Origin of the sequence: Maritimibacter alkaliphilus HTCC2654 (genome assembly GCF_000152805.1) — a bacterium.
GTDB classification, from domain to species: Bacteria; Pseudomonadota; Alphaproteobacteria; order Rhodobacterales; family Rhodobacteraceae; genus Maritimibacter; species Maritimibacter alkaliphilus.
Window position 1 is genome coordinate 237762 of record NZ_CH902578.1, and the last position, 23311, is coordinate 261072.

Here is a 23311-nt window from a genome sequence, read left to right on the forward strand (position 1 = left end):
ACTCATCATCTATATTTGGTGTCCCAAATCAGCCTTGGGTCGAAACTCAACGCTGAAATCATGGTAAATGCAACCGACAAGGCGAAACTGATCGCCGCAATGCCGGGGCGGATGGTCGCTGCGAAATCGAGCGTCACCAGTGACGCCAGAATGGCCACGACGAAGACGTCGATCATCGACCACCGGCCGATGAACTCGACGATCACGAAGGTGATATGGCGCGCGTGCGGCCCCATTCGGACCTTCCGCGACACCGCCAGCGCGAGATAGGCGATGGCGGCGAATTTGCCGATCGGGATCACGATCGAAGCGATGAACACGACCAGCGCGACGCCGTAATCGCCGTGCCGGGCCAAGTCGAGGGCGCCGCCGACGATGGTGTTGTCCGTGGTCTGGCCTAGCGTCGTCGTCCGCAGCATCGGATAGACGTTGGCGGGCACATAGACCACCAGCCCCGCGACGAGCCACGCCCAGACCTTTTGCAGGCTCTTGCCGTCGGGCGCATGCAGGGTCGCCCCGCACCGCGCGCACCTGTCGGTCCCGGTCCGGTGGACCTTGCCGCAGCTTGTGCAGCCGATCAGCCCCGCCTCGTGCGCGGTCAGGACGGGCGTCTGGCTTCGAGCGTTTTCCACACCGTGACCCTGCTCATGAAATTGTCCTTGAAGACGGTGACGATCACCAACGCGACGAAGGCCCAGAACGCCGGGCCGATGGTGATATGCGCAAGTCCCGCCACCTTGACCAGCGCCACCGCGACGCCGACCATGAATATCTCGATCATCGCCCACGGCCTGAGCGCCTCGACCAGCCGAAAGACCGGGATCGCGTGTTTCAGGGGCGCCCAGCCGAAGGCCATCGGCGCCAGCACGTAAACCAGCGACACGAAGCGCACGAGCGGCAGAAACACGATCAGCGCGCCCATCAGCAACGTGAGTGGTGCGGTCAGCCCGCCCGAAAAGGCGGCGATTGTGTCGAGCAGCGTCGTATGGCGCATCATCCCGGCGGCCTGGAGTTCCAGAAACGGGAAGAACAGCGCCGCGAACAGCAGGATAAGCGCCGCAAACGACAGCATGATGATCCGCGTCATGGCAAGCGGGCGCGGCGCTTCGATCACCGTATGGCACCGGGGGCAGGCCGCAATCTCGTTCGCCGCCACGTTCCGGTCGTTCAACAGCATGTCGCAGGACGGACAGGCCAGAAGGCCCTCCAGATCCTCGAACTGAGACTCAGGGTGTGACACGGCAGACATGCGGTTACCCTGACGGGTTTTGCCGGGGATGAAAAGTTACCCTTGGGGCGAGGTCGCAATTGTGAACGCCGGGGGGCGGATGGTGGACTGGCGATGGGATGGGGACGGAGCGCGGCGCCATATGCCTCGGCGCGGCAAGGCAGGTCGCCAATAGTCTGAGATATCAGGGATTTTTGGCTCCGGCGGTAGGGATCGAACCTACGACCAATTGATTAACAGTCAACTGCTCTACCGCTGAGCTACGCCGGAACACGGGGGCGCATATAGCAACGGTGTTTTGGCCCGTCCAGAGGAAATCGTCACAAAATTTTCGTCTTACGTCAGCGTGAACATCGCGCCGGGGGACAGGGTCGGGGTGGCCGTGACCTTTTGGCGTGTCCAGAGGTCGATGAGGTGGGCGAAGACGTTGCGCTCGGCGGCGGGGAGGAGCGCGGGGGGCGTGTCGGTGTAGATCGCGCGGGTGAGCGCCTCGGGTGTGGCGGGTGCGGTGGCGAGCTGGGCCAGAATGCTCGCTTCGCGGCCCTTGCGGTGCTCGATGAGCCAGCGCAGGCGCGCTTTCGGGTCATCGATGGCCGGGCCGTGCGCCGGGTAGTGGATGCGCGCGTCGCGGGCCAAAAGGCGTTCGCAGGACGCCATGAACGCCGTCAGGTCGCCATCCGGCGGCGAGACCAGAGACGAAGCCCAGGCCATGACGTGATCGCCGACGAGGATGATGTCGCCCACGGCGAAACTCAGGTGGTTCGAGAAATGGCCGGGGGTCCAGATCGCCTCGACCGTCAGACCGCCGCCGATGTCGAGCCTGTCGCCATCCGCCATCTCTTCGTCGGGCACGAAATCCGCGTCCACGCCTTCACCGCCCGATGTCATCCCCTGCGCCACGAGGTCGGCCATGACCTGCGACCGTCCGGCGAGCGAAGTGCCGAACGCGATCACCGGCGCCCCTGTCGCCCGCGACAGACCGCGCGCGAGTGGCGAGTGATCGACGTGGCTGTGGGTAACGAGGATTCGGGCCACGCGTTCGCCGGGCGCGAGACCGCCGAGAATCGCCTCCAGATGCGCCGCATGGTCGGGACCGGGGTCGACCACCGTGACATCGCCTTCCCCGAGGACGAAGGTGTTGGTGCCCCAATAGGTCATGGGCGACGGGTTCGGGGCGATGATCCGGCGCAGGCCGGGTTCCATCGCTTCCATCACCCCGTGGGCGGGCATGTCGGCGGGCATTTCCATGCCGGGCACGAAACCCCGCAACCCGGCGTTTGGCAAGGCCCCGATGCCCGAACCCGGTCGGCAATGGCCGGGCAGGGCAGGGTGGAGGTCAGAACAGGGCGGTCGGGCCCTAGTGCGGCGTAACTTAGGTGTTGACCTAACCGTGACTCCGACTTTAGTTAGCCACATGCCTAACCAAACCCGCTCCATCGAATCGTCCTTCGCCGCGCTGTCCGATCCCACGCGTCTGGCCGTGATCGCGCGGCTCTGTGCGGGGCCGGCGACGGTTTCCGACCTCGCGCGGCCCTTTGACATGGCGCTGCCGTCCTTCACCCAGCACCTCGGCGTGCTGGAAAAGGCGGGTCTGATTACCTCGCGGCGTAAGGGTCGGGCGCGCCACGTCTCGCTCAACTCCGAGGCGCTCAGGGCGGCGGAGGATTGGCTGGCACACGCAAGGCGGGAGTGGGAGGCGCGGTTCGACCGGTTCGAAGCGCATCTGGCCCGCACACAACAGGAGAATGAGGATGACTGAAGGTTTCGTTTCCGCGTGGCCCGCGGCCCAGCTCGACAAAGAGGTCATCGTGACCCGCGTGGTGGCCGCCGGCCTCGACCGTGCGTTTGCGGCCTGGGCCGATCCCGCGCAGATCGTGCAGTGGTTCGGGCCGGAGGGCTTCACGCTCGACACCCATGAGATCGACATTCGTCCCGGCGGGCGCTGGCGCTTCGACATGATCGCGCCGGACGGCACGGCGTTTTCCAACCGGATCACCTTTCTTCGGATCGAGCCGTCGCGCCTGATCGAGGCCGATCACGGCACCGATGCCGACGACGATCCCGACCGGTTCCGTCTGCTCGTCACCTTCGACGCACAGGACAACGGCAAGACCGTCGTGACCCTGCGCCAGATGCATCCCACGCCCGAACGGCGCGGCATCGTCATCGGATTCGGGGCGGTCGAGTTCGGCGGCCAGACGCTCGACAAACTCGCGCGGCACGTCGAACGCTGAAGGGTGGAGGTGTCTGGTAGGCCCGGCAGGACTTGAACCCGCAACCAAAGCGTTATGAGCGCTCTGCTCTAACCAATTGAGCTACAGGCCCACCGTGGCAATTTGAGTAGTCGGGGCGGCGCGGGGCGTCAAGCGCCGTTGCCTTTCCCGCGCCGCTGCGCTAGGCGCGAGGCAACCAGACGGGGGCTGCCATGACGGACGGGAAGAACGGGATCACCTATGCGGATGCGGGCGTCGATATCGACGCGGGCAACGCGCTTGTCGAGCGGATCAAACCGGCGGCGAAACGGACGAACCGCCCCGGCGTGATGGCCGGGCTGGGCGGTTTCGGGGCGCTCTTCGACCTCAAGGGGGCGGGCTACACCGACCCGATCCTCGTCGCGGCCACCGATGGCGTGGGCACAAAGCTGCGCATCGCGATCGACACCGGCAACGTGGACACGATCGGGATCGACCTTGTCGCCATGTGCGTGAACGATCTGGTCTGCCAAGGTGCCGAGCCTTTGTTTTTCCTCGACTATTTCGCGACCGGCAAGCTGGCGGTGGATGACGCGGCACGCATCGTCGAAGGCATCGCCGAGGGCTGTCTTCAGTCCGGCTGCGCGCTGATCGGCGGGGAAACGGCGGAAATGCCGGGCATGTATGCCGATGGCGACTTCGACCTCGCAGGCTTCGCGGTCGGCGCGATGGAGCGTGGCACGGACCTGCCCAAAGGCGTGTCCGAGGGCGACGTGCTGCTGGGAGTCACCTCGTCGGGCGTGCATTCCAACGGCTACAGCCTCGTGCGCAAGCTGGTCGAGGTGTCGGGCCTTGGTTGGGATGCCGACTGTCCTTGGGGCGACGGCACGCTGGGCGAGGCGCTGCTGGCCCCCACCAAGCTTTACGTCAAACCGGCGCTCGCCGCGATCGGGGCGGGCGGCGTGCACGCGCTGGCGCATATCACGGGCGGCGGTCTGACCGAGAACCTGCCCCGGGTGCTGCCTGCGGGCGGACAGGCGATGGTCGACCTCGACGCATGGGATCTGCCGCCGGTGTTCAAATGGCTCGCCGAGACCGGCGGGATGAGCCAGTCCGAGATCCTCAAGACCTTCAACTGCGGGATCGGCATGATCCTCGTCGTCGATGCAGCCAGCGCGCGCGCGGTGACCGAGGCGCTCGAGGCGACCGGGGAAGAGGTGGTTCAGATCGGCCGCATGGGGCTGGGCGAGGGCGTTCAGTTCTTGGGGTCCATCGTGTGAAGCGTGTCGCCATCCTGATTTCCGGCTCCGGCTCGAACATGGTGGCGCTGGCGGACAGCATGACGGGCGACCATCCGGCGCGCCCGGTGCTGGTCCTGTCGAACGTCGCCACAGCAGGCGGGATCGCCAAGGCGCAGGCGATGGGGATCGCGACCGCGGTCGTCGAGCACAAGCCGTTCGGTCGGGATCGCGAGGCTTTCGAGGCCGCCCTGATCGAAACGCTGGACGCGGCCCGGCCGGATATCATCTGTCTCGCCGGGTTCATGCGCATCCTGACGCCGACCTTCATCAACCACTACGCCGGACGGATGCTGAACATCCACCCGTCGCTCCTGCCCAAATACAAGGGCCTCGATACCCATGCCCGCGCGATCGAGGCGGGGGACGACGAAGCGGGCTGCTCGGTCCACGAAGTGACGGCGGAACTCGACGGCGGGCCGATCCTCGGTCAGGCCCGGGTGCCGATCCTGCCGGGGGATACGCCCGACGATCTGGCCGCCCGCGTGCTGCCGATGGAGCATCGGCTCTACCCGGCCGTGCTCGCCCGCTTCGCCACGGGCGACCGGACCCCGGTGGTTTTGCCCTGACCCCTTCCTATCGGGAAAATTTCCCGATAGACGGGAGGGCGACGCGCCAAACAGACAAGCAGAATGAAAACGATTACAACGACCGAAGCGCTTGCCGATTACTGCCGCCGCGCTGCAACCTTTCCCTACGTCACCGTCGATACCGAATTTTTGCGGGAACGGACCTATTACTCGAAACTCTGCCTCGTTCAGCTCGCCGTGATGGGCGACGACGACGAGGTTGACGCGGTGCTGGTCGACCCCTTGGCCGATGGTCTGTCGCTCGAACCGCTCTACGAACTTTTCCGCGACGAAGGCGTGGTCAAGGTGTTCCACGCCGCGCGTCAGGACCTCGAGATCTTCTACGTCGATGCGGGGCTGATCCCGTCGCCGCTCTTCGATACGCAGGTGGCCGCGATGGTCTGCGGCTTCGGCGATCAGGCCGGGTACGAGACGCTGGTGCGTAAGATCGCCAAGGCGCAGCTCGACAAATCCTCGCGCTTCACCGACTGGTCGCGCCGTCCGCTGACCGATGCGCAGAAGAAATACGCCATCGGCGACGTCACGCATCTGCGCGTGATCTACGAATTCCTAAAGGCCCAGCTCGAAGAGACGGGCCGTGCCAAGTGGGTGAAGGAGGAGCTTTCGGTCCTCACCGACCCCGACACCTATACCGTGGACCCGGACGAGGCCTGGAAACGGGTCAAGACCCGCACCAACTCGGCCCGGTTTCTGGCCATCGTGCGCGAGCTTGCCCGCTTTCGCGAGACCTATGCGCAAGAGCGCAACATCCCCCGCAGCCGCGTCTACAAGGACGATGCGCTGATGGAACTGGCCTCGACCAAACCAAAGGACATGGGCGAACTGGGCCGCTCCCGCCTGCTTTTGCGCGAAGCACGCAAGGGCGAGGTAGCCGAGGGTATCCTCGCGGCCGTGCAAGCCGGTCTCGACTGCCCACAAGAGGATCTGCCGAAGGTCGAAAAGGACGGGCGCGATAAACTGCAGGTGAACCCGGCGCTCGCCGATCTGCTGCGCGTGCTCCTCAAAGCGCGTTGCGAAGAAACCGGCGTCGCCCAGAAGCTCATCGCCTCCGCCGCCGACCTCGACCTGCTCGCCGCCGGAAAACGCTCGGTTCCCGCGCTCAAGGGCTGGCGGGCGGAGGTGTTCGGCAAGGACGCCCTGCGCCTGTGCGACGGCGAACTCGCGCTCGGCGTGAAGGGCCAGTCGGTTCAGGTCATCGAAACCTGATGGCTTCTCTGTTTTAGGAAACCTCGGAGGGTGAATTGCGCCTCCGGCGCAAGGGGGAGGCTGGCCTCCCCCATCGCGACGACCCGCCGCAGGCGGGACGGCGCAAATCCTGTGCGGGCGTCAGCCCGCTCCGTTATCGCGATCAGGGCCGGGCGGTGACCGAGTTGTTCGCGCCGACCACGCGGATCGACCGGGCACCGCCGAGTTTCACGTCCGACACGTAATGCGCGACGTGAATTTGCCGGGCCTGCGGGCGCGAGGTCGCGGTGGCCCAGGGCGGGGGAGCGACCATGAAATTGTAGGTCATCACGCCCTTCACCGGCACTTCGTCGTTCTCGGGGACCAGTTCGGCCTCCCAGTATCCCAGGCGCGGCGGGTTGCCGACCGCGCGGATGATGTAGCCGCCCGAGGCCCGCTCGACACTCAGTTGCGTGACCTGCGCGATGGGGCCGCGATAGTCGTAATCGACCGCATCCCAGCCGTCCTTCGGCTCGAGCGTCACCAGTTCGATATCGTCTTTGGGGCCGAACCAGTCGAGCGGGTTCAGGCTGGCGCCGGAACACCCTGTCAGAACCACCCCTAGTAGACATGCGCCGATGATGCGGAAAATCATGTGCGTCCCCCTGTGCTTGCCTTGGGTTAGCCGAATCCGCGCGCTTTGAAAACCCGGATCGTCATGTCGCGTCCAAGGGGCTGGACCTTTGTGGCATGCGCGCCTAGGTGGAGGGCAAAGGAGAGGCCGATGGCAACCGAAGCATTCGAAGACATCGTGGAAGATTTCGAGTTTCTCGACGACTGGGAAGACCGCTATGCCCATGTCATCGATCTGGGCCGCGCCATGGACCCGCTCGAAGACGCGCTGAAGGTGCCCGCGACCAAGGTCGAAGGCTGCGCGAGTCAGGTCTGGCTGATGCCCGAGATCGAAGCCGGCACGTTTCGGTTCCGGGGCGATTCCGATGCGCTGATCGTGCGCGGGATCATCGCGGTGCTGTCGGCGCTCTACAACGGTGTCGCCGTTTCCGACGTGCCCAAGATCGACGCCAAGGCCGAGCTCGGGCGGCTATCGCTGGAGGAGCATCTGTCGGCCCAACGCTCCAATGGGCTCAAGGCCATGATCCAACGGATCAACAAGCTGGCGGTCGAAGCCGCCTGACCCCCGCTCCCAAGCGGTGCGGGCTGGCGCCCGCGCAGGTTTTGCGCCGTCCCGCCTGCGGCGGGCCGGCGCGGTGGCAGGCGGCCGGGGCCGCCTCTGGAGGGCTAGCCCTCCAGACCTCCCAAAGTATTTTCGAAACAGAGAAGATCAGAGGCGCGACAGCGTGGTTGCGAGGTCGCCGTAGCCGGTGAACCGGCGCTCATAGGCGAGGCCGAGGTCTTTCGCGGCCTGTCGGGCTTTGGCGTCGAGCGCGGCGTCGTCGGTCTGGGCGAGATAGACCAGCGTTTCGTAATTGCCGAAATAGGCGTCGCGCAGTTCGGGGTGACGGTCGAGGCCCAGAGGTTTGGTCACGAAGGCGTCGAACTGGCGGGCCAGGAAATCGGTCAGGTAGAACGCCGTCACCTCGCCGCGTGCCGCGAAGGCGGCGTTGCCTTCGAAGAAGCTGTAGCAATGCGGGCCCGCGATCATCCCGATCCCTTCGCGTGCGCACAGGTCGGCCACGGCTCCGCCGGTTCCGCAGTCGGCATAGGCGACGAAGAGGTGGTCGTAGGCATTGCGATGGGCAGCGATGGCCGCTTCCAGTGCCGGGGCGATCCGGTCGGGCCGGTTGTGCAGGATCGCGGGCAGGCAGGTCAGGTCGACATGATCCATGCGGTTCAGGCGGAGGATGGCGAGAATTTCACGCGCCAGCGCGCCGCAGCCGATGATGAGCACGCGGCCCGCGCCGGTCGGGGGCAGGCCGGTTTCGGTCAGCGCCGCGTCGTCGGGGATCACCTGAATTTCACCGCCGTGCCATAGGCGAGGATTTCGCTCGCCGCCTGCGCGATGGTCGAGGTTTCGAGCCGCGCCGCGATGATCGCATCGGCACCTAGGCTGCGCGCCTCGGCGATCATCCTGTCCATCGCCTGCTCCCGCGCGCCGGCCAGAAGGGCCGCGTATTCCTTGACCTCGCCGCCGACGAGGTTGCGCAGGCCCGCCACGATGTCGGAGCCGATGTGTTTGGCGCGCACGGTGGAGCCGCGCACCATGCCGAGCGGTTCGACCTCGCGCCCCGGAAAGGTGTCGGTGGTCAGGACGATCATTTTTCGATCCTGTCGTAGTGGTCGTCGTCGGGATTGTTCAGCCGGTCCGAGATCACGCGCCAGACCACATAGCCGATCAGAGCCACGGGGATCACCGAAAGCCAGCCTGCAGGAATCTGCGCCGAGGCGGCGATCATTGTGCCGAGCCAGACGGTGACGCCTGCGGCGGCGATCACGATCACGAGGATCAGGACGAAACGGTCGAGGGGCATGGCGATCTCCTTTGACGAGAAGATGGGGGTCGGGCCGGGATCACGCAAGTTTTCGCGCGAGGATGGCGAAGCGTCCGGGCAGAAGCGGGCAGGGGCCATAGCTTGCCAGAAGGTCGCAGGAAAACCCGGCATCGGCGACGAGGCGGGTGACCGCCCTGGGGTCGAAGATCTGTTGTTCGTGGGTTTCCTGGGTCGTGCCTTGTGGCGTGGTCACGGTGATGTCGCGGATCAGTCGGGCGCCCGAGATCCGGGTCTTCGCCACGATGGTCCATCCGTTTCCGTGCCGCTCGGTTTCGCCGCCTTCGACATCGAGGCCGATCAGGTCGAACAGGAACAGACCGTTCGGGGGCAGCGCCTGTGCCGCCGCCTGTGTCGCACCGGCGAGCCCGGCCGGGGCATAGGCCAGCACTTCGCCAAGGGCCGTGATGGCGCTCGTCCCCCGCGGAACCAGTGGTCGCGCGGCATCGCCCAGAGTGACGGCGAGTTTGCGGGCGAGGGCGAGCTGCACGAAGGCCTCGGAGGCATCCAGACCCGCGCCGGGGATGCCGTGATAGCGGGCGAAATCGAGCCAAGCTCCATCGCCGCAGCCCAGATCGAACAGGCGGGCGGGGCGCGGACCGGCGTAGACCTGTTCGGTCAGCCAGTCGAAAGCTGGGCGAAACGTGTCGGAAAAGGCCTCGGCATGGATCAGGGCGAGTGCGGGGCCATACATCGGATCAGTCGCGTTTGTTGGTGAGCCCGTTCCAGGCGACGGAGAACAACAGGACGAGAGGCAGAATGGCGTAGAACACCTGCTGCGTGAGGTGATCGGTGATGATCGCCTCGACCAGCACGTAGATCGCAAGGCCCGCTGTAGCGAGGGCCATGAGGGCCAGGAAAATGCGGCGTGGGGTCATGAAGGACACTCCTTGAAGACCCTGAACCTAAGCGTGCCCGCGCCGGGTTGCCAGACCCGGCGGCGGGGTTCGTGGCAGAGCGTCGGCCAAACTCAGCCCGCGTTGGGCTGGTTGTGCTTGCGCGCCATCATCTGTTTCGCGGTTTCGACGGCCACCGCCGCGTCACGGCAGTAGGCATCGGCCCCGATCGCCTTGCCGAATTCCTCGTTCAGCGGCGCGCCTCCGACGAGGATGATGTAATCCTCGCGCACGCCCTTCGCGACCATCTCGTCGATGACGATTTTCATATAGGGCATGGTGGTGGTCAGCAGCGCGGACATGCCGAGGATGTCGGCCTTTTCGGCTTCGAGCGCGTTCAGGTATTTCTCGGCTTCGCAGTTGATACCCAGATCGACGACCTCGAACCCGGCGCCCTCCATCATCATCGAGACGAGGTTCTTGCCGATGTCGTGAATGTCGCCCTTTACCGTCCCGATCACCATGCGCCCGATGGTGGGCGCGCCGGTTTCGGCCAGAAGCGGCTTCAGGATCGCCATGCCAGCCTTCATCGCGTTGGCCGCAAGCAGCACTTCGGGCACGAACAGGATGCCATCGCGGAAATCGTGTCCGACGATGGTCATGCCCGCGACCAGCGCCTTGGTCAGGACGTCATAGGGCGCCCACCCACGGTCCAGCAGGATATGGGTCGCTTCGCTGATCTCTTCCGCGAGACCGTCGTAGAGGTCGTCCATCATCTGAGCGACGAGTTCCTCGTCGTCGAGTTCGGACAGGATGATGTCGTCGTCTTCCTCGGCCATAGGCCTTTCCTTTCAGGCGGTTCGCGCAGATTTACCGCCTGAATGCGCCATTTTCGCCGTTCGGTGCAGACCATTTGCGACATCTGGAAATATCGAAGCGACCTTTGCAGGCGCGGATTAATGTTCTACTAATGTTCTCATCATGGAAGAAAGACCGCAGATTCAACCTGACCGACGCCGGGGGCGGGCGGCCGCGACCAACGCCTCGGGGCGCTACGAACGCCATGCGCGGGTCGCGGTCGACGATGGTTGGTGGCAGGAGCCGGAGCGGGCGATCCGCACGGATGTCAGGCTGGAAGCGCCGCGCTCGGCGATCACACGGAATTCCTCGCCCGACGTGCCCTTCGACCGCTCGGTGAACCCCTACCGGGGGTGCGAACATGGCTGCATCTACTGTTTCGCGCGGCCCAGTCATGCCTGGCTCGGCCTGTCGCCGGGGCTCGATTTCGAGACTCAGCTCGTGGCGCGGCCCGGCATCGCGGGGGCTCTGGCGCGGGAATTGTCGCGCAAGTCCTACAAGCCCGCGACCATCGCCATCGGCACGAACACGGACCCCTATCAGCCGATCGAGGGCAGGTTCCGGGCGATGCGCGAGGTGCTCGAGGTGCTGCGCGATTTCCGCCATCCGGTCGGGATCGTGACCAAGGGGACGCTGATCGAACGGGACATCGACATCCTGTCCGACATGGCCCGTGACGGGCTGGTGCATGTCGGCGTTTCGGTGACGACGCTGGACCCGAGGCTCGCCCGTCGGATGGAGCCGCGCGTGCCGGCGCCCGCCCGTCGTCTCGCCACGATCCGGGCCTTGTACGAGGCCGGGGTTCCGGTGCGGGCGATGCTGGGGCCGGTCATTCCCGGCCTGTCGGACAGCGAAATGGAGCGGATCATGGAAGCCAGCGCCGAGGCGGGGGCCACGGCGGCCAGCTGGATCATGCTGCGCCTGCCGCGCGAAGTGGCCGATCTGTTTCAGGATTGGCTCGTCGAGCACTACCCGGACCGGGCCAACCGGGTGCTGGGGCACCTGCGCGACATGCACGACGGCAAACTCTACGTCAGCGATTGGGGGCGGCGGATGCGGGGCGAGGGGCCGTATGCCGAAATGCTCGACATGCGGTTCCGGGTCGCGCTGAAACGGCTGGGGCTGAACAAGCACCTGCCGGACCTGCGCACCGACCTGTTTCGCGTGCCGCCGAAAGCGGGCGACCAACTCGACCTGTTCGCCTGAGGGTTAGCCCCGGCGCCGACCGCGCCGTTCACGCGGGGCGGGGCCTTTGTCGTCGGTCCCGTCCGAGGTCGAGGAGAAGGCGCCCAAGGTCTCGGCAATCCGTTCGAGGGCGGGCGCAGCGCCCGGCGCGCGGGTTTCCAGCGCCTCGCGCATCGCGACAAGGTGCTCGGGCGTCGTGCCGCAGCAGCCACCGATGATCCGGGCACCGCAGTCGCGGGCCATCACGGCATAGTCGGCCATGAGTTCGGGCGTGCCGTCATAATGGATGTGGCCATGGACGTATTTCGGGATGCCCGCGTTGCCCTTGGCGATCACGGGACGCTCGGTTCCGGTCTGTTTGAAGCCGAGGATCGTGCGCAGCAGGTCGGACGCGCCCACGCCGCAGTTCGCGCCGAAGCCGATGGGCGGGTTGGGCAGCGTTTCGACAAGCTTGGCCATCGCGGCCGAGGTCACGCCCATCATGGTGCGTCCGGCGGTGTCGAAGCTCATCGTGCCGCACCACGGCATGTCGGCCAGCGCGGCCGCCCGTGCGGCGGCCTTGTATTCGTCGGGCGAGGATATGGTTTCGACCCACAGGACATCGACACCGCCCGCCTTCAGCGCCTCGGCCTGTTCGTGGAACATCTCGACCGCGGCATCGAAGGACAGCGGGCCCATCGGCTCCATGATCTCGCCCGTCGGCCCCATGGACCCGGCGACGATGACGGTGCGTCCGGCTTTGTCGGCCACTTCGCGCCCCAGTTCGGCGGCGATCCGGTTGAGTTCGCCCACCCGATCCTGTGCGTTGTGAAGCTTCAGGCGCGACGCGGTGCCGCCGAAGCTGTTGGTCAGGAAGATGTCCGAGCCCGCATCGACCGGCCCCTGATAGAGCGCGCGCACGCGATCCGGGTGGTCCACGTTCCACATCTCGGGCGCGTCGCCCGAGGTGAGGCCCATGTTGAAAAGCGTCGTGCCGGTGGCACCGTCGGCGAGCAGCCAGTCGCGTTCGGAAAGGAGTGTTGAAAGCGCGTCCTGCGACATGATCCGGGCCTTTGTCCGTTTGGTTCGCCGTGATGTGCCACGAAATGCGGACCCGTGCCAAGGGGGGCGCGGCGCGCTCAGGCGTCGCGAAGAATCTCCCGCGTGATGTCGAGGGCGCCGAGGGCGAGGGCCGTGCGCGTGGGGGCGGCGAGGTAAAGCGTTTCCCATTCCGGGGCGAAGGCGGACTTGAACTGGCGCAGGCCCGCGGCACCCGTGGCATGGTCGAGCAGGGCGCGCAGCCGGGTGAAAAGCGCAGGTTCGCCCGCGATGTCGCCGGTCGGCACGGCGGCGAGGGAAAAGCGCGGCACACCCGCGACAGCAGCGCCCTTGATGGCATGGGTGACGAGCAGGTGCATCAATCCGTCCACCGCATCGTCGCCTTGCCGCATCAGGTCGAGCGTATGTTCGCGCCGGTTCGCGTGGACCGTGACGAACCCCTGCATCCGCCCGTCACCGTCCCGCGCGATGTAGATGGCGGCGTTTCGCATCGTGGCCGGGCTCCAGACCCCCATGGAAAACCCACGCTCGCCGCCCCGCGCAGCGGACCATCGGGCGGCGAGCGCGTCCATCTCGTCGAAGGGGATCGGGACCGGGTCGCCGGGGGCGATGGCCGATACCGTGATTCCGGCGGCTTCCGCCTTGCGCAGCTTGCGCCTCAGTTGGCGGCGCGCCGGCCCATCGGTCGTGAAACCGCCCGGATCGACCCAACCCTCGCGCGCGACGGGGAGGAGCGCCCAACCCCTCCTGCGGGCGAGAACGCCAAGACGTGCGCCGCATTTGTAGATCACAGGGCTGGTCAGCGTGGCGCGGGCACGGTCGGCAAGGTCCGACACCACGTCGTCTGCGCGCCGATCCGGGGTCAGGGGGTCACCCAGCATGATGAGCGACTGACCGGACCGCGCGACAAGGGCAGCGGGCCAAAGACGGGCGTTGGCGAGCAATTGGAAGCGGCCATGGCGAAGCAGGGCCGCCTCCGCGCGCGGGGCGGTCGTCAATGCGGCCTCGACCACGAGGGGAAGGTGGTCAAGATCGACAGGGGCAAGTGCCACGCGGGCCGGTTCGGGGGCAGGGGCGCTGTCGGGACGACGCAGGAGGACAAGGCCGCCGATCAGCGCGGGGAGCGCGTAGTAGATCGCGCGATAGGCCAGAACCGCCGCCAGAAGCGGCTCGTCGGGTACGGTGGGCAGCAAGGCGAGTAACGCGACCTCGAACGGGCCGACCCCGCCGGGGGTGGTCAGGACCAGCCCGGCACCGAGCGCGAGCAGGTAGGCGGTGATGAGCATGCCGGGGGCGACCTGCACCCCGTCCGGCAGCATGACCCACAGCACGCCCCCCGCCGCGAGCGTGTCGATGGCGGTGAAGCCAAGGACCAGCCCCATCGCCTTCAGCGGTGGCAGCGGCCAGCGGGCGAGGCGCCCGGGACGCCATAAGGAAAGGAGCGCAAAGGCGAGGGCAGCGGCGAGCACGAGACCGGCCAACAGGCTGGAATGGGGCAGGGCCGCGCCGGCCGTCAGAACGGCAAGGGCCGTGACCACCGCCCAGGCCGCGAAGAACGACACCGTCACGATGGCCGAAATCCGTGTGGCGTCGCCAAGGCCGAGGTCCGGCAACAGCCGCCAGCGAACGAAGGTGCCGGTGAGAGCGCCCATGCCGACGGTCTGACCGACCGCAATGGCGGTCATCCCGGTGATCGCGGCGCGTTTCGGCTCCGTATCGCGCCCGATCAGCCGATGGACGACCACGTCATAGCGCCCGAGGGCCCAGAAGCTGACGGCGGTCAGCCCAAGCCCGAGCGCCCATTGCACCGGCCCGACCGTGGCGAGCGCCGAACGGATATGCGCGATGTCGAGTTCCGCGATCCTGTGGCGCAGGACGAGTGCGAGCAGGGCGAAGACGCCAAGCGGCACGAGTTGGCGCGCCAGCACGCGGCCCACGGCCAGCCGTGGTATATCCGTCGTCAGCGCGGCGGTCCGGTTTCCCGGTTCGCGGTCGTGTCCCCTCATGCCTCACCCCTCATGTTCGGAGGGGCGAGACTAGAACCCGACCCCATAAGGGGCGATTAACAGTTCAAATCGCGCGCAAATTGGGCGACCGACCCGATTTCGTTCAAGCTGGTTAACGCGTCTGCGGGATAAGGGCCGCGCCCTGCGGGGCCTCCCGGTCGTCCAGAAACAGCATGAAGTCGCAGATGAACGGGCTGATGTGATCCGGCTCTTCGGCGTGGATCATGTGGCTCGCATAGGGAATGACCCCGAGATGCGCGTTCGGTATGGCGCGGTAGATCTCGATGGTCTCGTCCACCGTTACGAGGTGGTCGTGCTCGCCGCCGAGGATCAGCGCGGGGCACCGGATCTGCCGGATGCGCTCGCCCGGATAGTTACCGTCTGCCACGTTGCGCCACATACCCGAAAGCTGGGTGAAGAACCGGTCGAAGTTGCCGTCCGGGTTCATCGCCTCGTAGTCTTCGACGCTGCCGGGGAACCTGTGGCGCCAGAGGGTCGGGGTGATCCGGCCCAGAAAGGTCTCGAACACGCGGTCGCTGGGGCGCCATGCATTCGCGCCGAGGGTGATGATACCCGCAAGCTCGGTATGTGCACGCGAGGCAAGCTCCAGCGCGACCGTGCCGCCGTCGCTGTGGCCGAACACCACCGGGCGGTCGAGGTCGAGATGATCGATCACCGCTTCGATGTCGTCGGCGAGGCGCGGATAGGACATGGTCGCGCGTCCGAGGGTCGAGCGACCGTGACCGCGCGTATCCACGAATACGCAGTGGAATTCGTCGAGCGCAGGAAAGATCGCCTCGAAATCGGCGAGGGATCCGCCCCCGCCATGAAGGAAGAGAAGCGGCCGGGCGTCGGGATCGCCCATCGTCTGGACGTGTAGCGCCGCCCCGCCGACATGTACTGTCTGGCCAGCCGTATGCATTGTTTCACTCCAATTCTCAGTTGGAGTTACAACGCGATCACCGGCCCGAGGTTTCCAAAAACCCGGTTTCGTCACGTCACATGATGCAAGAAAGGCACCCCGAAACGAGGTGCCTTTCCGTAAATTCTTCTTGGAATATGAGGGGCTTAAGCTTCGCCCATCAACTGCGACTTGGCTTCGGCCAGCATGACGACCCGCTGCGCGCGAACTTCGTCGGCCGAGCTCTTGTCGCCCAGATCGCCCGCGACCTTGCGCACCACGTCCTCATGGCCCGCTTCTTCGAAATCGGCCTTGATGACGGCGGCGATGTAGGCGTCGAGGTCCGCACCGGTCTTGCCCATCAGGCCCGCGGCCCAGATCGCGAGAAGCTTGTTCGCGCGGGCTTCCGCCTTGAACTTCATCTCTTCGTCGTGGGCGTACTTGTTTTCGAAAGCGTTTTCGCGGTCGTCGAAAGTGGTCATGTTCCCGTGGTCCCAGATATGGCCTGTTTCCTTTCATATGCCCGCTCGCCGCCCATCCCGCAACCCCTGTGCACAGAGCGCGCGCGCCGTGCGGGCGAGATCGGGATAGCGCCTTGCGCATCCTTGCGGGACAGGGGCCGATGCACTATAGCGCGACAAATGGCGGGCAGGTGGCCCGCTGCCGGAAAAGGCCCACACGCATGGCACGACGCAAGAAGCTCTACGAGGGCAAGGCGAAGATTCTCTACGAAGGCCCGGAACCCGGGACGCTCGTCCAGTATTTCAAGGACGATGCGACCGCCTTCAACGCGCAGAAGAAGGACGTGATCGAGGGCAAGGGTGTGCTGAACAACCGCCTGTCCGAGTTCTTCATGACCGGATTGACCGCGATCGGGGTGCCCAATCACTTCATCAAGCGGCTCAACATGCGCGAGCAACTGATCCGTCAGGTCGAAATCGTGCCGCTGGAAGTGATCGTGCGCAATTTTGCCGCAGGGTCGATGGCCAAACGTCTGGGTCTGGAAGAGGGCACCGCGCTGCCGCGCCCCATCGTCGAGTTCTCCTACAAGGACGACGCGCTGGGCGATCCGCTGGTGCCGGAAGAATACATCATCGCCTTCGGCTGGGCGAGCCAGCAGGATCTGGATGACATCGTGGCGCTGGCGCTCAGGGTCAACGACTTCATGGCCGGTGTCATGCACGGTGTCGGTATCAAGCTGATCGACTTCAAGATCGAGATCGGGCGCGTCTGGGACGGCGATTTCATGCGGCTGATCGTGGCGGACGAGATCAGCCCGGATTCCTGCCGCCTGTGGGATATCGAAACCGGGCGCAAGCTGGACAAGGACGTGTTCCGTCAGGATCTGGGCAGCCTGTCCGACGCCTATACCGAGGTGGCCAAGCGTCTGGGCGTGCTGCCCACCAACGTGACGCACGCCACCAAGCCCACGCTTATCAACTGAAAGGGACACCTGCGATGAAAGTGCGCGTCGACGTGATGCTGAAGAACGGTGTTCTGGACCCGCAGGGCGAGGCTGTGCGTCACGCGCTGGGCAACCTTGGCTTCGAGGGCGTCGAAGGCGTGCGTCAGGGCAAGGTAATCGAACTGGACGTGGCCGAGGGCACGAGCGAGGACACGATCCGGGACATGTGCGAAAAGCTGCTCGCCAATACCGTGATCGAAAGCTACCAGGTTCATATGGGCTGAGGCCCGTTTCACCGATTTACAGTCAGAACCGAAGTCGCGCCTGATCCGAAAGGGTCAGGCCAAGTCCTTTGTGTAGATCGTGCTGTCTGCGGACGACCGGGCCGGGTCGCGTGCGAATCCGGTCTTCTCCAGAACCCGCGCCGAGGCCGGGTTGGCCGGGTCCACGCCGCCGATCAGCCGGATCGGGGCAGAGGCCCGAAGAGATTGCACAAGGCCCGTGACCACCTCCGACGCGGCACCCCGACCCCAGGCCGATTTCGCGAACAGGTAGCCGAGGTGGACGGTCGGCAAGGCCGCGTCCGGGTCTTGGGCGAGAATGACCAACCCGATCAATTCCCCGTCCGACGCGGTCGTGACCGTCAGGACATCGCTTTCGGCCTCCCGTGCGTCGATCCAATCCGCGACGCGATCGCCGGGGCCGAGCGTGAGGGAGGGCGGCAGGTGGGCGAGCACCTCGGGTGTCAGGGTGCGCGCGAGAGCGGTTTCGAGGTCGGCGCGCGCGGCGGGGTCCGAAAGCGCGCTGCGCCAAGGGCGGACGGTGTAGCGGTCGGTCAAAAAGGATGTGATCTGCACGGCGCGGCCCTTGTCAGGATTTGCCAGCGATCATAGGGCCTTACGCGCCGGCCTCAAAGCGGAATGGTCAGGCGGGCAGCGGTGCCTGTGCGGTCGAGCAAAGGCTCCCATGCGCCGCCCAGTTGTGCGACCGAGGCTTCGATCACCGCCAGCCCGATGCCCGATGTGTGTGAGATCGGCCCCATCCCGACGCCGTCATCCGACAGGTCGATCACCAGTGACCCGCCCTTGCGTTTGCCGGAGAACCGGACAAGCCCCATGCGCCCCTCGGGAAAGGCGTGCTTGATCGAGTTCGAGGCGAATTCGTTCAGGATCACACCGATGGCCGACGCCTGTTCGGGATCGACACGGACGCGGTCGAAAGCCACCTGCACCTCGATTTCCGGCGGGCTCGTGCCGTTCAGGATCGCGCCGACCTTGCCGGCGAAATCGGCCAGATCGACGTCGTGCGTGGCCGACGAGCGATAGAGCTGTTCGTGAAGGGCCGCGACCATCTCGACCCGCGCCTGCACCTGTTTCAGCGCCTCGCGGACCGCGGGTTCCTCGGCTTTGCGGGCCTGAATACGGGTCAGCGCCGAGATCGACTGGAGCGAGTTCTTCACCCTGTGGTCGATTTCCTTGCGCAGGGTCTCGGCATTGGCGAGCGCCTGCTTCAATTCCATCTGTGCGACCACCTGATCGGCCAGCACGATCAGGGTTTCGCGTTGGATATCCGTGAGTTCGCGGGGTTTGACGTCGATGGCGCAGAGCGCACCCATGACCTGACCGTCCGACAGGCGCAGGGGGGCGCCGGCATAGAACCTGATGCCGTCCGTCTGGGCCACCAGCGGATTGCGGGCCGTTCGCGGGTCTTGCGTCAGGTCGCGGATTTCCAACAGGTCGTCTTCGAGCACCACATAGGCGCAGACCGAGCTTTCCAACGCGGTCTCGGGCTCGTCGAACCCCTTGGCAGACTTGAACCACTGGCGGTCGCGGTCCACCAGCGACACGAGCGAGGTGGGGACGTCCAACGCACGGCAGATGAAGGCGGTCACGCTGTCGAACCCCGCCTCGGCAGGAGTGTCGAGCAGGCCGAGCGCGCCGAGCGCGGCCAGCCGTTCCTCGTTATGCGCCGGGGTCGGCGGCAGCGGGGGCCTGTCGGTCATGGTGGGAGTGATCGTCCAGATACTGATTTCGGATACACGTTATGTGCGGTGGTCGTGCCATGCAATTGCGAAATGAGACTCAGGCACCGTTTCGCCTGTGCTTGACCCTCGGGGGGCCTGCGACTATGAGCGAAACCAACCGCGCCAGAGGGATTTTCCACCATGAAAGCCGCCGTTCTCGTCTTCCCCGGATCCAACTGCGACCGCGACATGGCGGTGGCCTTCGAACGGGCCGGGGCCAAGGTGACGATGGTCTGGCACAAGGACACCGCGTTGCCCGGCGACGTGGATATCGTGGGCGTTCCGGGGGGCTTTTCCTTCGGTGACTACCTGCGCTGCGGCGCCATCGCGGCCCGCTCGCCCATCACGGCCTCGCTCAAGGCCCATGCCGAACGGGGCGGCTATGTTCTGGGTGTCTGCAACGGCTTTCAGGTGCTGACCGAAACCGGCCTTCTGCCCGGCGCCCTGATGCGCAACGCGAACCTCAAGTTCGTGTGCCGGGCGCTCGACCTGCGTGTCGAGACCTCGCAGTCGGATTTCACCAGCGGCTACAATGCGGGTGACATGATCTCGATCCCGGTCGCCCATCACGATGGCAATTATACCGTCGATGACGAGACGCTGGCGAAACTGCGCGCCGAGGATCGGATTGCTTTCACCTACGACCAAAACCCGAACGGGTCCACCGCCGACATCGCGGGCGTTCTGTCGGAAAACCGCCGCGTGCTCGGCATGATGCCGCACCCGGAACGGGCCGTGGACGCGCAGCATGGCGGCACCGACGGGGTGGCAATGTTCCGCTCGCTCACCGCCTCGCTCGAAACCGCCTGACTTGAGCGCACGCCGCGCGGGGCGTAAAACCGATCCATGACGAACGACGACACCAACGGCGAGGGGCACCGCCCCCCGCGTTCTCCGGCATTCGGCCTTGTGGGCCGCGTGGTGCTGGTGCTGTTCGTCGCCGCGGCCATCGCGGTCGTGTGGATTTCGAACCAGTGGCTCACCCAACGCTACACCGAAAGCACCCGCTCGCGGGCCGAGCTTCGCATGGCGCTTTACACCGGGAACCTGATTTCCGAGTTGCAGCGAAATTCGGTCGTGCCGCTCTTGCTGTCGCGCGACCCGGCGTTCATTTCGGCCCTGAATTCAGAGGATTACGTCAATTCCTCGCAACGCCTGATCTCGTTTCGGGACGAGATCGGGGCGCAATCGCTTCTGCTTCTCGACCAGACGGGGCGTGCCGTGGCCTCGACCGACCGCGAGCGGTTGGGGTCGAACCACCGCGCGCAGCCCTATTTCGTGAATGCGCTGCGGTCGTCCGACACGGTCTTTACCGTCTCGCAGACCGAGGCGGGGGGCTATGATTTCACCTATGCGCGCAAGATCCTGAACGGGGGCGAATTGATCGGCGTCATCGTCGTCGTCGTGGATCTGGCCAAGTTCGAGCAAAGCTGGGCGCGGATTTCCGATGCGGTCTATGTGACCGACAGCGAAGGCCGGGTGATCCTGACGACCGAGCCGCGCTGGCGCGGGCTGCCGGAAGGCGATGCGATGAACACGCTGCCCCCCGCGACCGCGATCGAACGGGCGTTGGAGCGCACGGCGCAATGGGCGGCGCTGCCGTCCGAGGCGTTCTTCGCCGGCGACGACGTGATCCGCCAGACCAGCCGGGTGCCGTTCCAGGGCTGGCAGATGACCAGCTTCACCACCTATGCCTCGGTCCGCGAGCGGGTGAACGGCGTTCTGGCGCTGGAAATCATGGGCTTCGCGATCCTGCTGACGGTCGGTTTCTACGTTGTCAGCCGCCGCGCCACGACGGCGAGCCGGTTTTTCCAACGCGAAAGCGCGCAGTTGCGTGAGTTGAACGATGCCCTGAGCCGCGAAGTGGCCGAGCGGCAGAAGGCCGAGAAAAACCTTCAAGTGGCCGAGCAGACGCTGGCGCAATCCTCGAAACTCGCCGCTTTGGGCGAGATGTCGGCGGCGGTCAGCCACGAACTCAACCAGCCGCTCGCCGCGATGAAAACCTACCTCGCGGGGGCCAAGCTGCTTTTGCAACGCAAGCGGCCCGAAGAGGCGCTTTCGTCGTTCCAGCGCATCGACGACCTGATCGAACGGATGGGGCTGATTACGAAACAGCTCAAATCCTATGCCCGCAAGGGCGGCGACGCGTTTCAGCCGATGGATGTGCGCCAGTCGGTGTCGATGGCGCTGTCGATGATGGAACCGCAGCTCAAACGCCGTCAGGTGCGCATCACGCGCAACGTGCCGCGCGAGCCGGTGATGATCATGGGCGACAACGTGCGGCTGGAGCAGGTTCTCATCAATCTTCTGCGCAACGCCATCGACGCGACCAAGTCGGTGGACGATCCGCAAGTGGACATTCTGCTCACCGGCGGGGAACAAGTCGTGATCTCCGTGCGTGATAACGGGCCGGGTGTCGAAGACCTCGATCAACTGTTCGAGCCTTTCTACACCACCAAGGCACCGGGGGACGGCGTAGGCCTTGGCCTCGCCATCTCGTCGGGGATCGTCGGCGACTTCGGCGGGCGCCTGACCGCGCGCAACGGAACCGCCGGGGGGGCTGTATTCGAGGTGGAACTTCCTATCTACAAGGAAGCGACCAAAAACAAATCATCGGGCGTCGAAGCCGCAGAATAGCGACACGCGCACGACCGGACGGGATAGGTCCGGTACTGAATTGGCCCGAAAGGGGGGCCGGAGGGTACATCAAGAATGGCACAGGCAATGAAAATCGCGATCGTCGATGACGAACAGGATATGCGCCAGTCGATCAGCCAATGGCTCGCACTGTCCGGGTTCGACACCGAAACCTTTCCCTCCGCTGAAGAGGCGCTGAAGAACGTCGGCACCGACTACCCGGGTGTGGTCATTTCCGACATCCGGATGCCCGGCATGGACGGAATGCAATTCCTGAAGAAACTGATGAGCGTCGACTCGGCGCTTCCCGTCATCATGATAACGGGGCACGGTGACGTGCCGATGGCGGTCGAAGCGATGCGGGTGGGTGCCTACGATTTCCTCGAAAAGCCGTTCAACCCGGACCGGATGACCGAACTCGCCAAAAAGGCCACGCAGTCTCGCCGAGTCACGCTCGACAGCCGCATCCTGCGCCGCGAACTGGGCGACGGCACCACGATCATGAAGAAACTCGTGGGCGCCTCGCCGCTGATGGAGCGGCTGCGTGAGGACATTCTCGACCTCGGCCAATCCGATGGACACGTTCTGATCGACGGCGAAACCGGGACCGGCAAGACGCTGGTGGCCCACGCGCTGCATGCGGTCGGGGCCAAGGCCGGGCGCAAGTTCGTGGTGATCCGCTGCGCGGGGCAGGACGAAGACGACCTCAGCCGCCGCATCTTCGGCCCGATGGAAGAGGGCGGGCGTCTGCCCGCCGTCGAAGAGGCACGGGGCGGGACGCTGGTGCTCGAGGACATCGAGGCGCTGCCGGACGGGTTGCAGGCCAAGCTTCTGGGCTGGATCAACGATCAGGGCACCCCGCCCGAGACCCGCGTGATCGCGGTGTCGAACCTTCAGGAAGCCGGCAAGACCTGCGAGGACGCGCTGCGCCCGGACCTGTTTTACCGCCTCGCGACCATGACGATCACGCTGCCGCCGCTGCGCCAGCGCGGCGAGGACATCCTCATGCTGTTCACGCGCTTCGCCGACCAGTTCGCCGAGGAATACGGCTGCGCCGCGCCCAGTGTCACCGCGCAGGAGGCCGCGCAACTGTTGCAGGCCCCGTGGCCGGGCAACATCCGTCAACTCATCAACATCGCCGAACGCGCCGTGCTGCAAAGCCGTCGCGGCACGGGCACCATCGCGTCGCTTCTGATGAACGACCATGACGACGTGCAGCCGGTGGTGACGACGGAGGGCAAGCCGCTCAAAGAATACGTCGAAGCCTTCGAGCGGATGCTCATCGACAATACGATGCGCCGCCACAAGGGCTCGATCGTGGGGGTCATGGAAGAGCTGTCGCTGCCGCGCCGGACGCTGAACGAGAAGATGGCGAAATACGGGTTGCAGAGGGCGGATTATCTCTGATGTCGAATGACGCTTTTGCGTCATCCGACCGAGCGG

The 23311-nt window shown here is 65.6% G+C and carries 28 protein-coding genes and 2 tRNA genes; 12 read left to right on the plus strand and 18 right to left on the minus strand.

What is annotated here, in order from left to right:
- Positions 1-5 precede the first annotated feature (5 nt).
- The 4 genes from RB2654_RS02255 to RB2654_RS02270 form a co-directional block, all read right to left on the minus strand.
- Positions 6-632, minus strand: coding sequence for a paraquat-inducible protein A (locus RB2654_RS02255; protein ID WP_008328190.1), 627 nt, complete (start codon positions 630-632; stop codon positions 6-8).
- Positions 599-1249, minus strand: a complete 651-nt coding sequence (locus RB2654_RS02260; protein WP_008328192.1) for a paraquat-inducible protein A — start codon at positions 1247-1249, stop codon at positions 599-601. The genes RB2654_RS02255 and RB2654_RS02260 overlap by 34 nt, the downstream gene beginning before the upstream one ends.
- A gap of 174 nt (positions 1250-1423) precedes the next feature.
- Positions 1424-1498: transfer RNA gene (locus RB2654_RS02265), tRNA-Asn, on the minus strand.
- Positions 1499-1564: 66 nt separating this feature from the next.
- Positions 1565-2476: an MBL fold metallo-hydrolase gene (locus RB2654_RS02270; RefSeq protein WP_008328194.1), complete on the minus strand. Its 912-nt coding sequence runs from the start codon at positions 2474-2476 to the stop codon at positions 1565-1567.
- Between the two features lie 166 nt (positions 2477-2642).
- On the opposite strand from RB2654_RS02270, the gene RB2654_RS02275 reads away from it, so the two are divergent.
- Both RB2654_RS02275 and RB2654_RS02280 read left to right on the plus strand, forming a co-directional pair.
- The gene (locus RB2654_RS02275; protein ID WP_008328196.1) at positions 2643-2987 is read left to right on the plus strand and encodes an ArsR/SmtB family transcription factor; all 345 of its coding nucleotides are present in this window, start codon (positions 2643-2645) and stop codon (positions 2985-2987) included.
- On the plus strand, positions 2980-3462 hold the full coding sequence (locus tag RB2654_RS02280) for an SRPBCC family protein (protein WP_008328198.1): 483 nt from the start codon (positions 2980-2982) through the stop codon (positions 3460-3462). The genes RB2654_RS02275 and RB2654_RS02280 overlap by 8 nt, the downstream gene beginning before the upstream one ends.
- A gap of 14 nt (positions 3463-3476) precedes the next feature.
- On the opposite strand, the gene RB2654_RS02285 is transcribed toward RB2654_RS02280, so the two are convergent.
- Positions 3477-3553, minus strand: a tRNA-Ile gene (locus tag RB2654_RS02285).
- 100 nt (positions 3554-3653) lie between these two features.
- Here RB2654_RS02285 and purM point away from each other — a divergent pair.
- The 3 genes from purM (at position 3654) to rnd (ending at position 6514) form a co-directional block, all read left to right on the plus strand.
- Positions 3654-4700 carry a phosphoribosylformylglycinamidine cyclo-ligase gene (gene purM, locus RB2654_RS02290; protein ID WP_008328200.1) on the plus strand — a complete coding sequence of 349 codons (1047 nt, stop codon included), beginning with the start codon at positions 3654-3656 and terminating at the stop codon, positions 4698-4700.
- Positions 4697-5287, plus strand: a complete 591-nt coding sequence (gene purN / locus RB2654_RS02295) for a phosphoribosylglycinamide formyltransferase (RefSeq protein WP_008328203.1) — start codon at positions 4697-4699, stop codon at positions 5285-5287. Before purM ends, purN begins: the two co-directional genes overlap by 4 nt.
- 63 nt (positions 5288-5350) lie before the next feature.
- Positions 5351-6514, plus strand: coding sequence for a ribonuclease D (rnd, locus tag RB2654_RS02300; protein ID WP_008328204.1), 1164 nt, complete (start codon positions 5351-5353; stop codon positions 6512-6514).
- Between the two features lie 142 nt (positions 6515-6656).
- Here rnd and RB2654_RS02305 read toward each other — a convergent pair whose 3' ends face one another.
- A complete protein-coding gene (locus tag RB2654_RS02305; protein ID WP_050771926.1) occupies positions 6657-7127 on the minus strand; it encodes a hypothetical protein in 471 nt (156 codons plus the stop codon).
- Positions 7128-7256: 129 nt separating this feature from the next.
- On the opposite strand from RB2654_RS02305, the gene RB2654_RS02310 reads away from it, so the two are divergent.
- On the plus strand, positions 7257-7667 hold the full coding sequence (locus RB2654_RS02310) for a SufE family protein (protein WP_008328207.1): 411 nt from the start codon (positions 7257-7259) through the stop codon (positions 7665-7667).
- A gap of 147 nt (positions 7668-7814) precedes the next feature.
- On the opposite strand, the gene RB2654_RS02315 is transcribed toward RB2654_RS02310, so the two are convergent.
- The 6 genes from RB2654_RS02315 to RB2654_RS02340 form a co-directional block, all read right to left on the minus strand.
- Positions 7815-8441 (minus strand): DUF1638 domain-containing protein, encoded by a 627-nt coding sequence (locus tag RB2654_RS02315; protein WP_008328210.1) that lies wholly within the window; start codon positions 8439-8441, stop codon positions 7815-7817.
- A complete protein-coding gene (locus RB2654_RS02320) occupies positions 8438-8749 on the minus strand; it encodes a YbjQ family protein (RefSeq protein ID WP_008328212.1) in 312 nt (103 codons plus the stop codon). Before RB2654_RS02320 ends, RB2654_RS02315 begins: the two co-directional genes overlap by 4 nt.
- The gene (locus tag RB2654_RS02325; protein ID WP_008328214.1) at positions 8746-8961 is read right to left on the minus strand and encodes a hypothetical protein; all 216 of its coding nucleotides are present in this window, start codon (positions 8959-8961) and stop codon (positions 8746-8748) included. Before RB2654_RS02325 ends, RB2654_RS02320 begins: the two co-directional genes overlap by 4 nt.
- Before the next feature lie 40 nt (positions 8962-9001).
- Complete coding sequence (locus RB2654_RS02330; protein ID WP_008328216.1) at positions 9002-9673, minus strand: methyltransferase domain-containing protein; 672 nt, start codon at positions 9671-9673, stop codon at positions 9002-9004.
- Positions 9674-9677: 4 nt separating this feature from the next.
- The gene (locus RB2654_RS02335) at positions 9678-9857 is read right to left on the minus strand and encodes a hypothetical protein (RefSeq protein ID WP_040884301.1); all 180 of its coding nucleotides are present in this window, start codon (positions 9855-9857) and stop codon (positions 9678-9680) included.
- A 92-nt stretch (positions 9858-9949) separates the two neighbouring features.
- Positions 9950-10654 carry a corrinoid protein gene (locus tag RB2654_RS02340; RefSeq protein ID WP_008328218.1) on the minus strand — a complete coding sequence of 235 codons (705 nt, stop codon included), beginning with the start codon at positions 10652-10654 and terminating at the stop codon, positions 9950-9952.
- 142 nt (positions 10655-10796) lie between these two features.
- Here RB2654_RS02340 and RB2654_RS02345 point away from each other — a divergent pair, with 142 nt between their 5' ends.
- A complete protein-coding gene (locus tag RB2654_RS02345) occupies positions 10797-11879 on the plus strand; it encodes a PA0069 family radical SAM protein (RefSeq protein ID WP_008328219.1) in 1083 nt (360 codons plus the stop codon).
- Positions 11880-11882: 3 nt separating this feature from the next.
- Here the strand turns inward: RB2654_RS02345 and bmt are convergent, their stop codons facing one another.
- The 4 genes from bmt to RB2654_RS02365 all read right to left on the minus strand — a co-directional run bounded on the left by bmt (position 11883) and on the right by RB2654_RS02365 (position 16285).
- A complete protein-coding gene (gene bmt / locus RB2654_RS02350) occupies positions 11883-12899 on the minus strand; it encodes a betaine--homocysteine S-methyltransferase (protein ID WP_008328220.1) in 1017 nt (338 codons plus the stop codon).
- 77 nt (positions 12900-12976) lie between these two features.
- Positions 12977-14902 (minus strand): phosphatidylglycerol lysyltransferase domain-containing protein, encoded by a 1926-nt coding sequence (locus RB2654_RS02355; protein WP_008328221.1) that lies wholly within the window; start codon positions 14900-14902, stop codon positions 12977-12979.
- A 112-nt stretch (positions 14903-15014) separates the two neighbouring features.
- Positions 15015-15824: an alpha/beta fold hydrolase gene (locus RB2654_RS02360; protein ID WP_083783324.1), complete on the minus strand. Its 810-nt coding sequence runs from the start codon at positions 15822-15824 to the stop codon at positions 15015-15017.
- Between the two features lie 146 nt (positions 15825-15970).
- Complete coding sequence (locus RB2654_RS02365; RefSeq protein WP_008328223.1) at positions 15971-16285, minus strand: DUF1476 domain-containing protein; 315 nt, start codon at positions 16283-16285, stop codon at positions 15971-15973.
- A 200-nt stretch (positions 16286-16485) separates the two neighbouring features.
- Here RB2654_RS02365 and purC point away from each other — a divergent pair, with 200 nt between their 5' ends.
- Positions 16486-17247 (plus strand): phosphoribosylaminoimidazolesuccinocarboxamide synthase, encoded by a 762-nt coding sequence (gene purC / locus RB2654_RS02370; RefSeq protein WP_008328224.1) that lies wholly within the window; start codon positions 16486-16488, stop codon positions 17245-17247.
- Between the two features lie 14 nt (positions 17248-17261).
- The gene (gene purS, locus RB2654_RS02375; RefSeq protein ID WP_008328225.1) at positions 17262-17492 is read left to right on the plus strand and encodes a phosphoribosylformylglycinamidine synthase subunit PurS; all 231 of its coding nucleotides are present in this window, start codon (positions 17262-17264) and stop codon (positions 17490-17492) included.
- 54 nt (positions 17493-17546) lie between these two features.
- On the opposite strand, the gene RB2654_RS02380 is transcribed toward purS, so the two are convergent.
- Positions 17547-18065 (minus strand): GNAT family N-acetyltransferase, encoded by a 519-nt coding sequence (locus tag RB2654_RS02380; protein ID WP_008328227.1) that lies wholly within the window; start codon positions 18063-18065, stop codon positions 17547-17549.
- 53 nt (positions 18066-18118) lie between these two features.
- A complete protein-coding gene (locus RB2654_RS02385; protein WP_008328244.1) occupies positions 18119-19210 on the minus strand; it encodes a sensor histidine kinase in 1092 nt (363 codons plus the stop codon).
- 162 nt (positions 19211-19372) lie between these two features.
- Between RB2654_RS02385 and purQ the strand changes: the two genes are divergently transcribed.
- From purQ to RB2654_RS02400, 3 genes are all read left to right on the plus strand, one after another.
- Complete coding sequence (gene purQ / locus RB2654_RS02390) at positions 19373-20041, plus strand: phosphoribosylformylglycinamidine synthase subunit PurQ (protein ID WP_008328269.1); 669 nt, start codon at positions 19373-19375, stop codon at positions 20039-20041.
- 36 nt (positions 20042-20077) lie between these two features.
- On the plus strand, positions 20078-21868 hold the full coding sequence (locus tag RB2654_RS02395; RefSeq protein WP_008328271.1) for a sensor histidine kinase: 1791 nt from the start codon (positions 20078-20080) through the stop codon (positions 21866-21868).
- A 75-nt stretch (positions 21869-21943) separates the two neighbouring features.
- Positions 21944-23275 carry a sigma-54-dependent transcriptional regulator gene (locus RB2654_RS02400; protein WP_040884304.1) on the plus strand — a complete coding sequence of 444 codons (1332 nt, stop codon included), beginning with the start codon at positions 21944-21946 and terminating at the stop codon, positions 23273-23275.
- Positions 23276-23311: the final 36 nt, after the last annotated feature.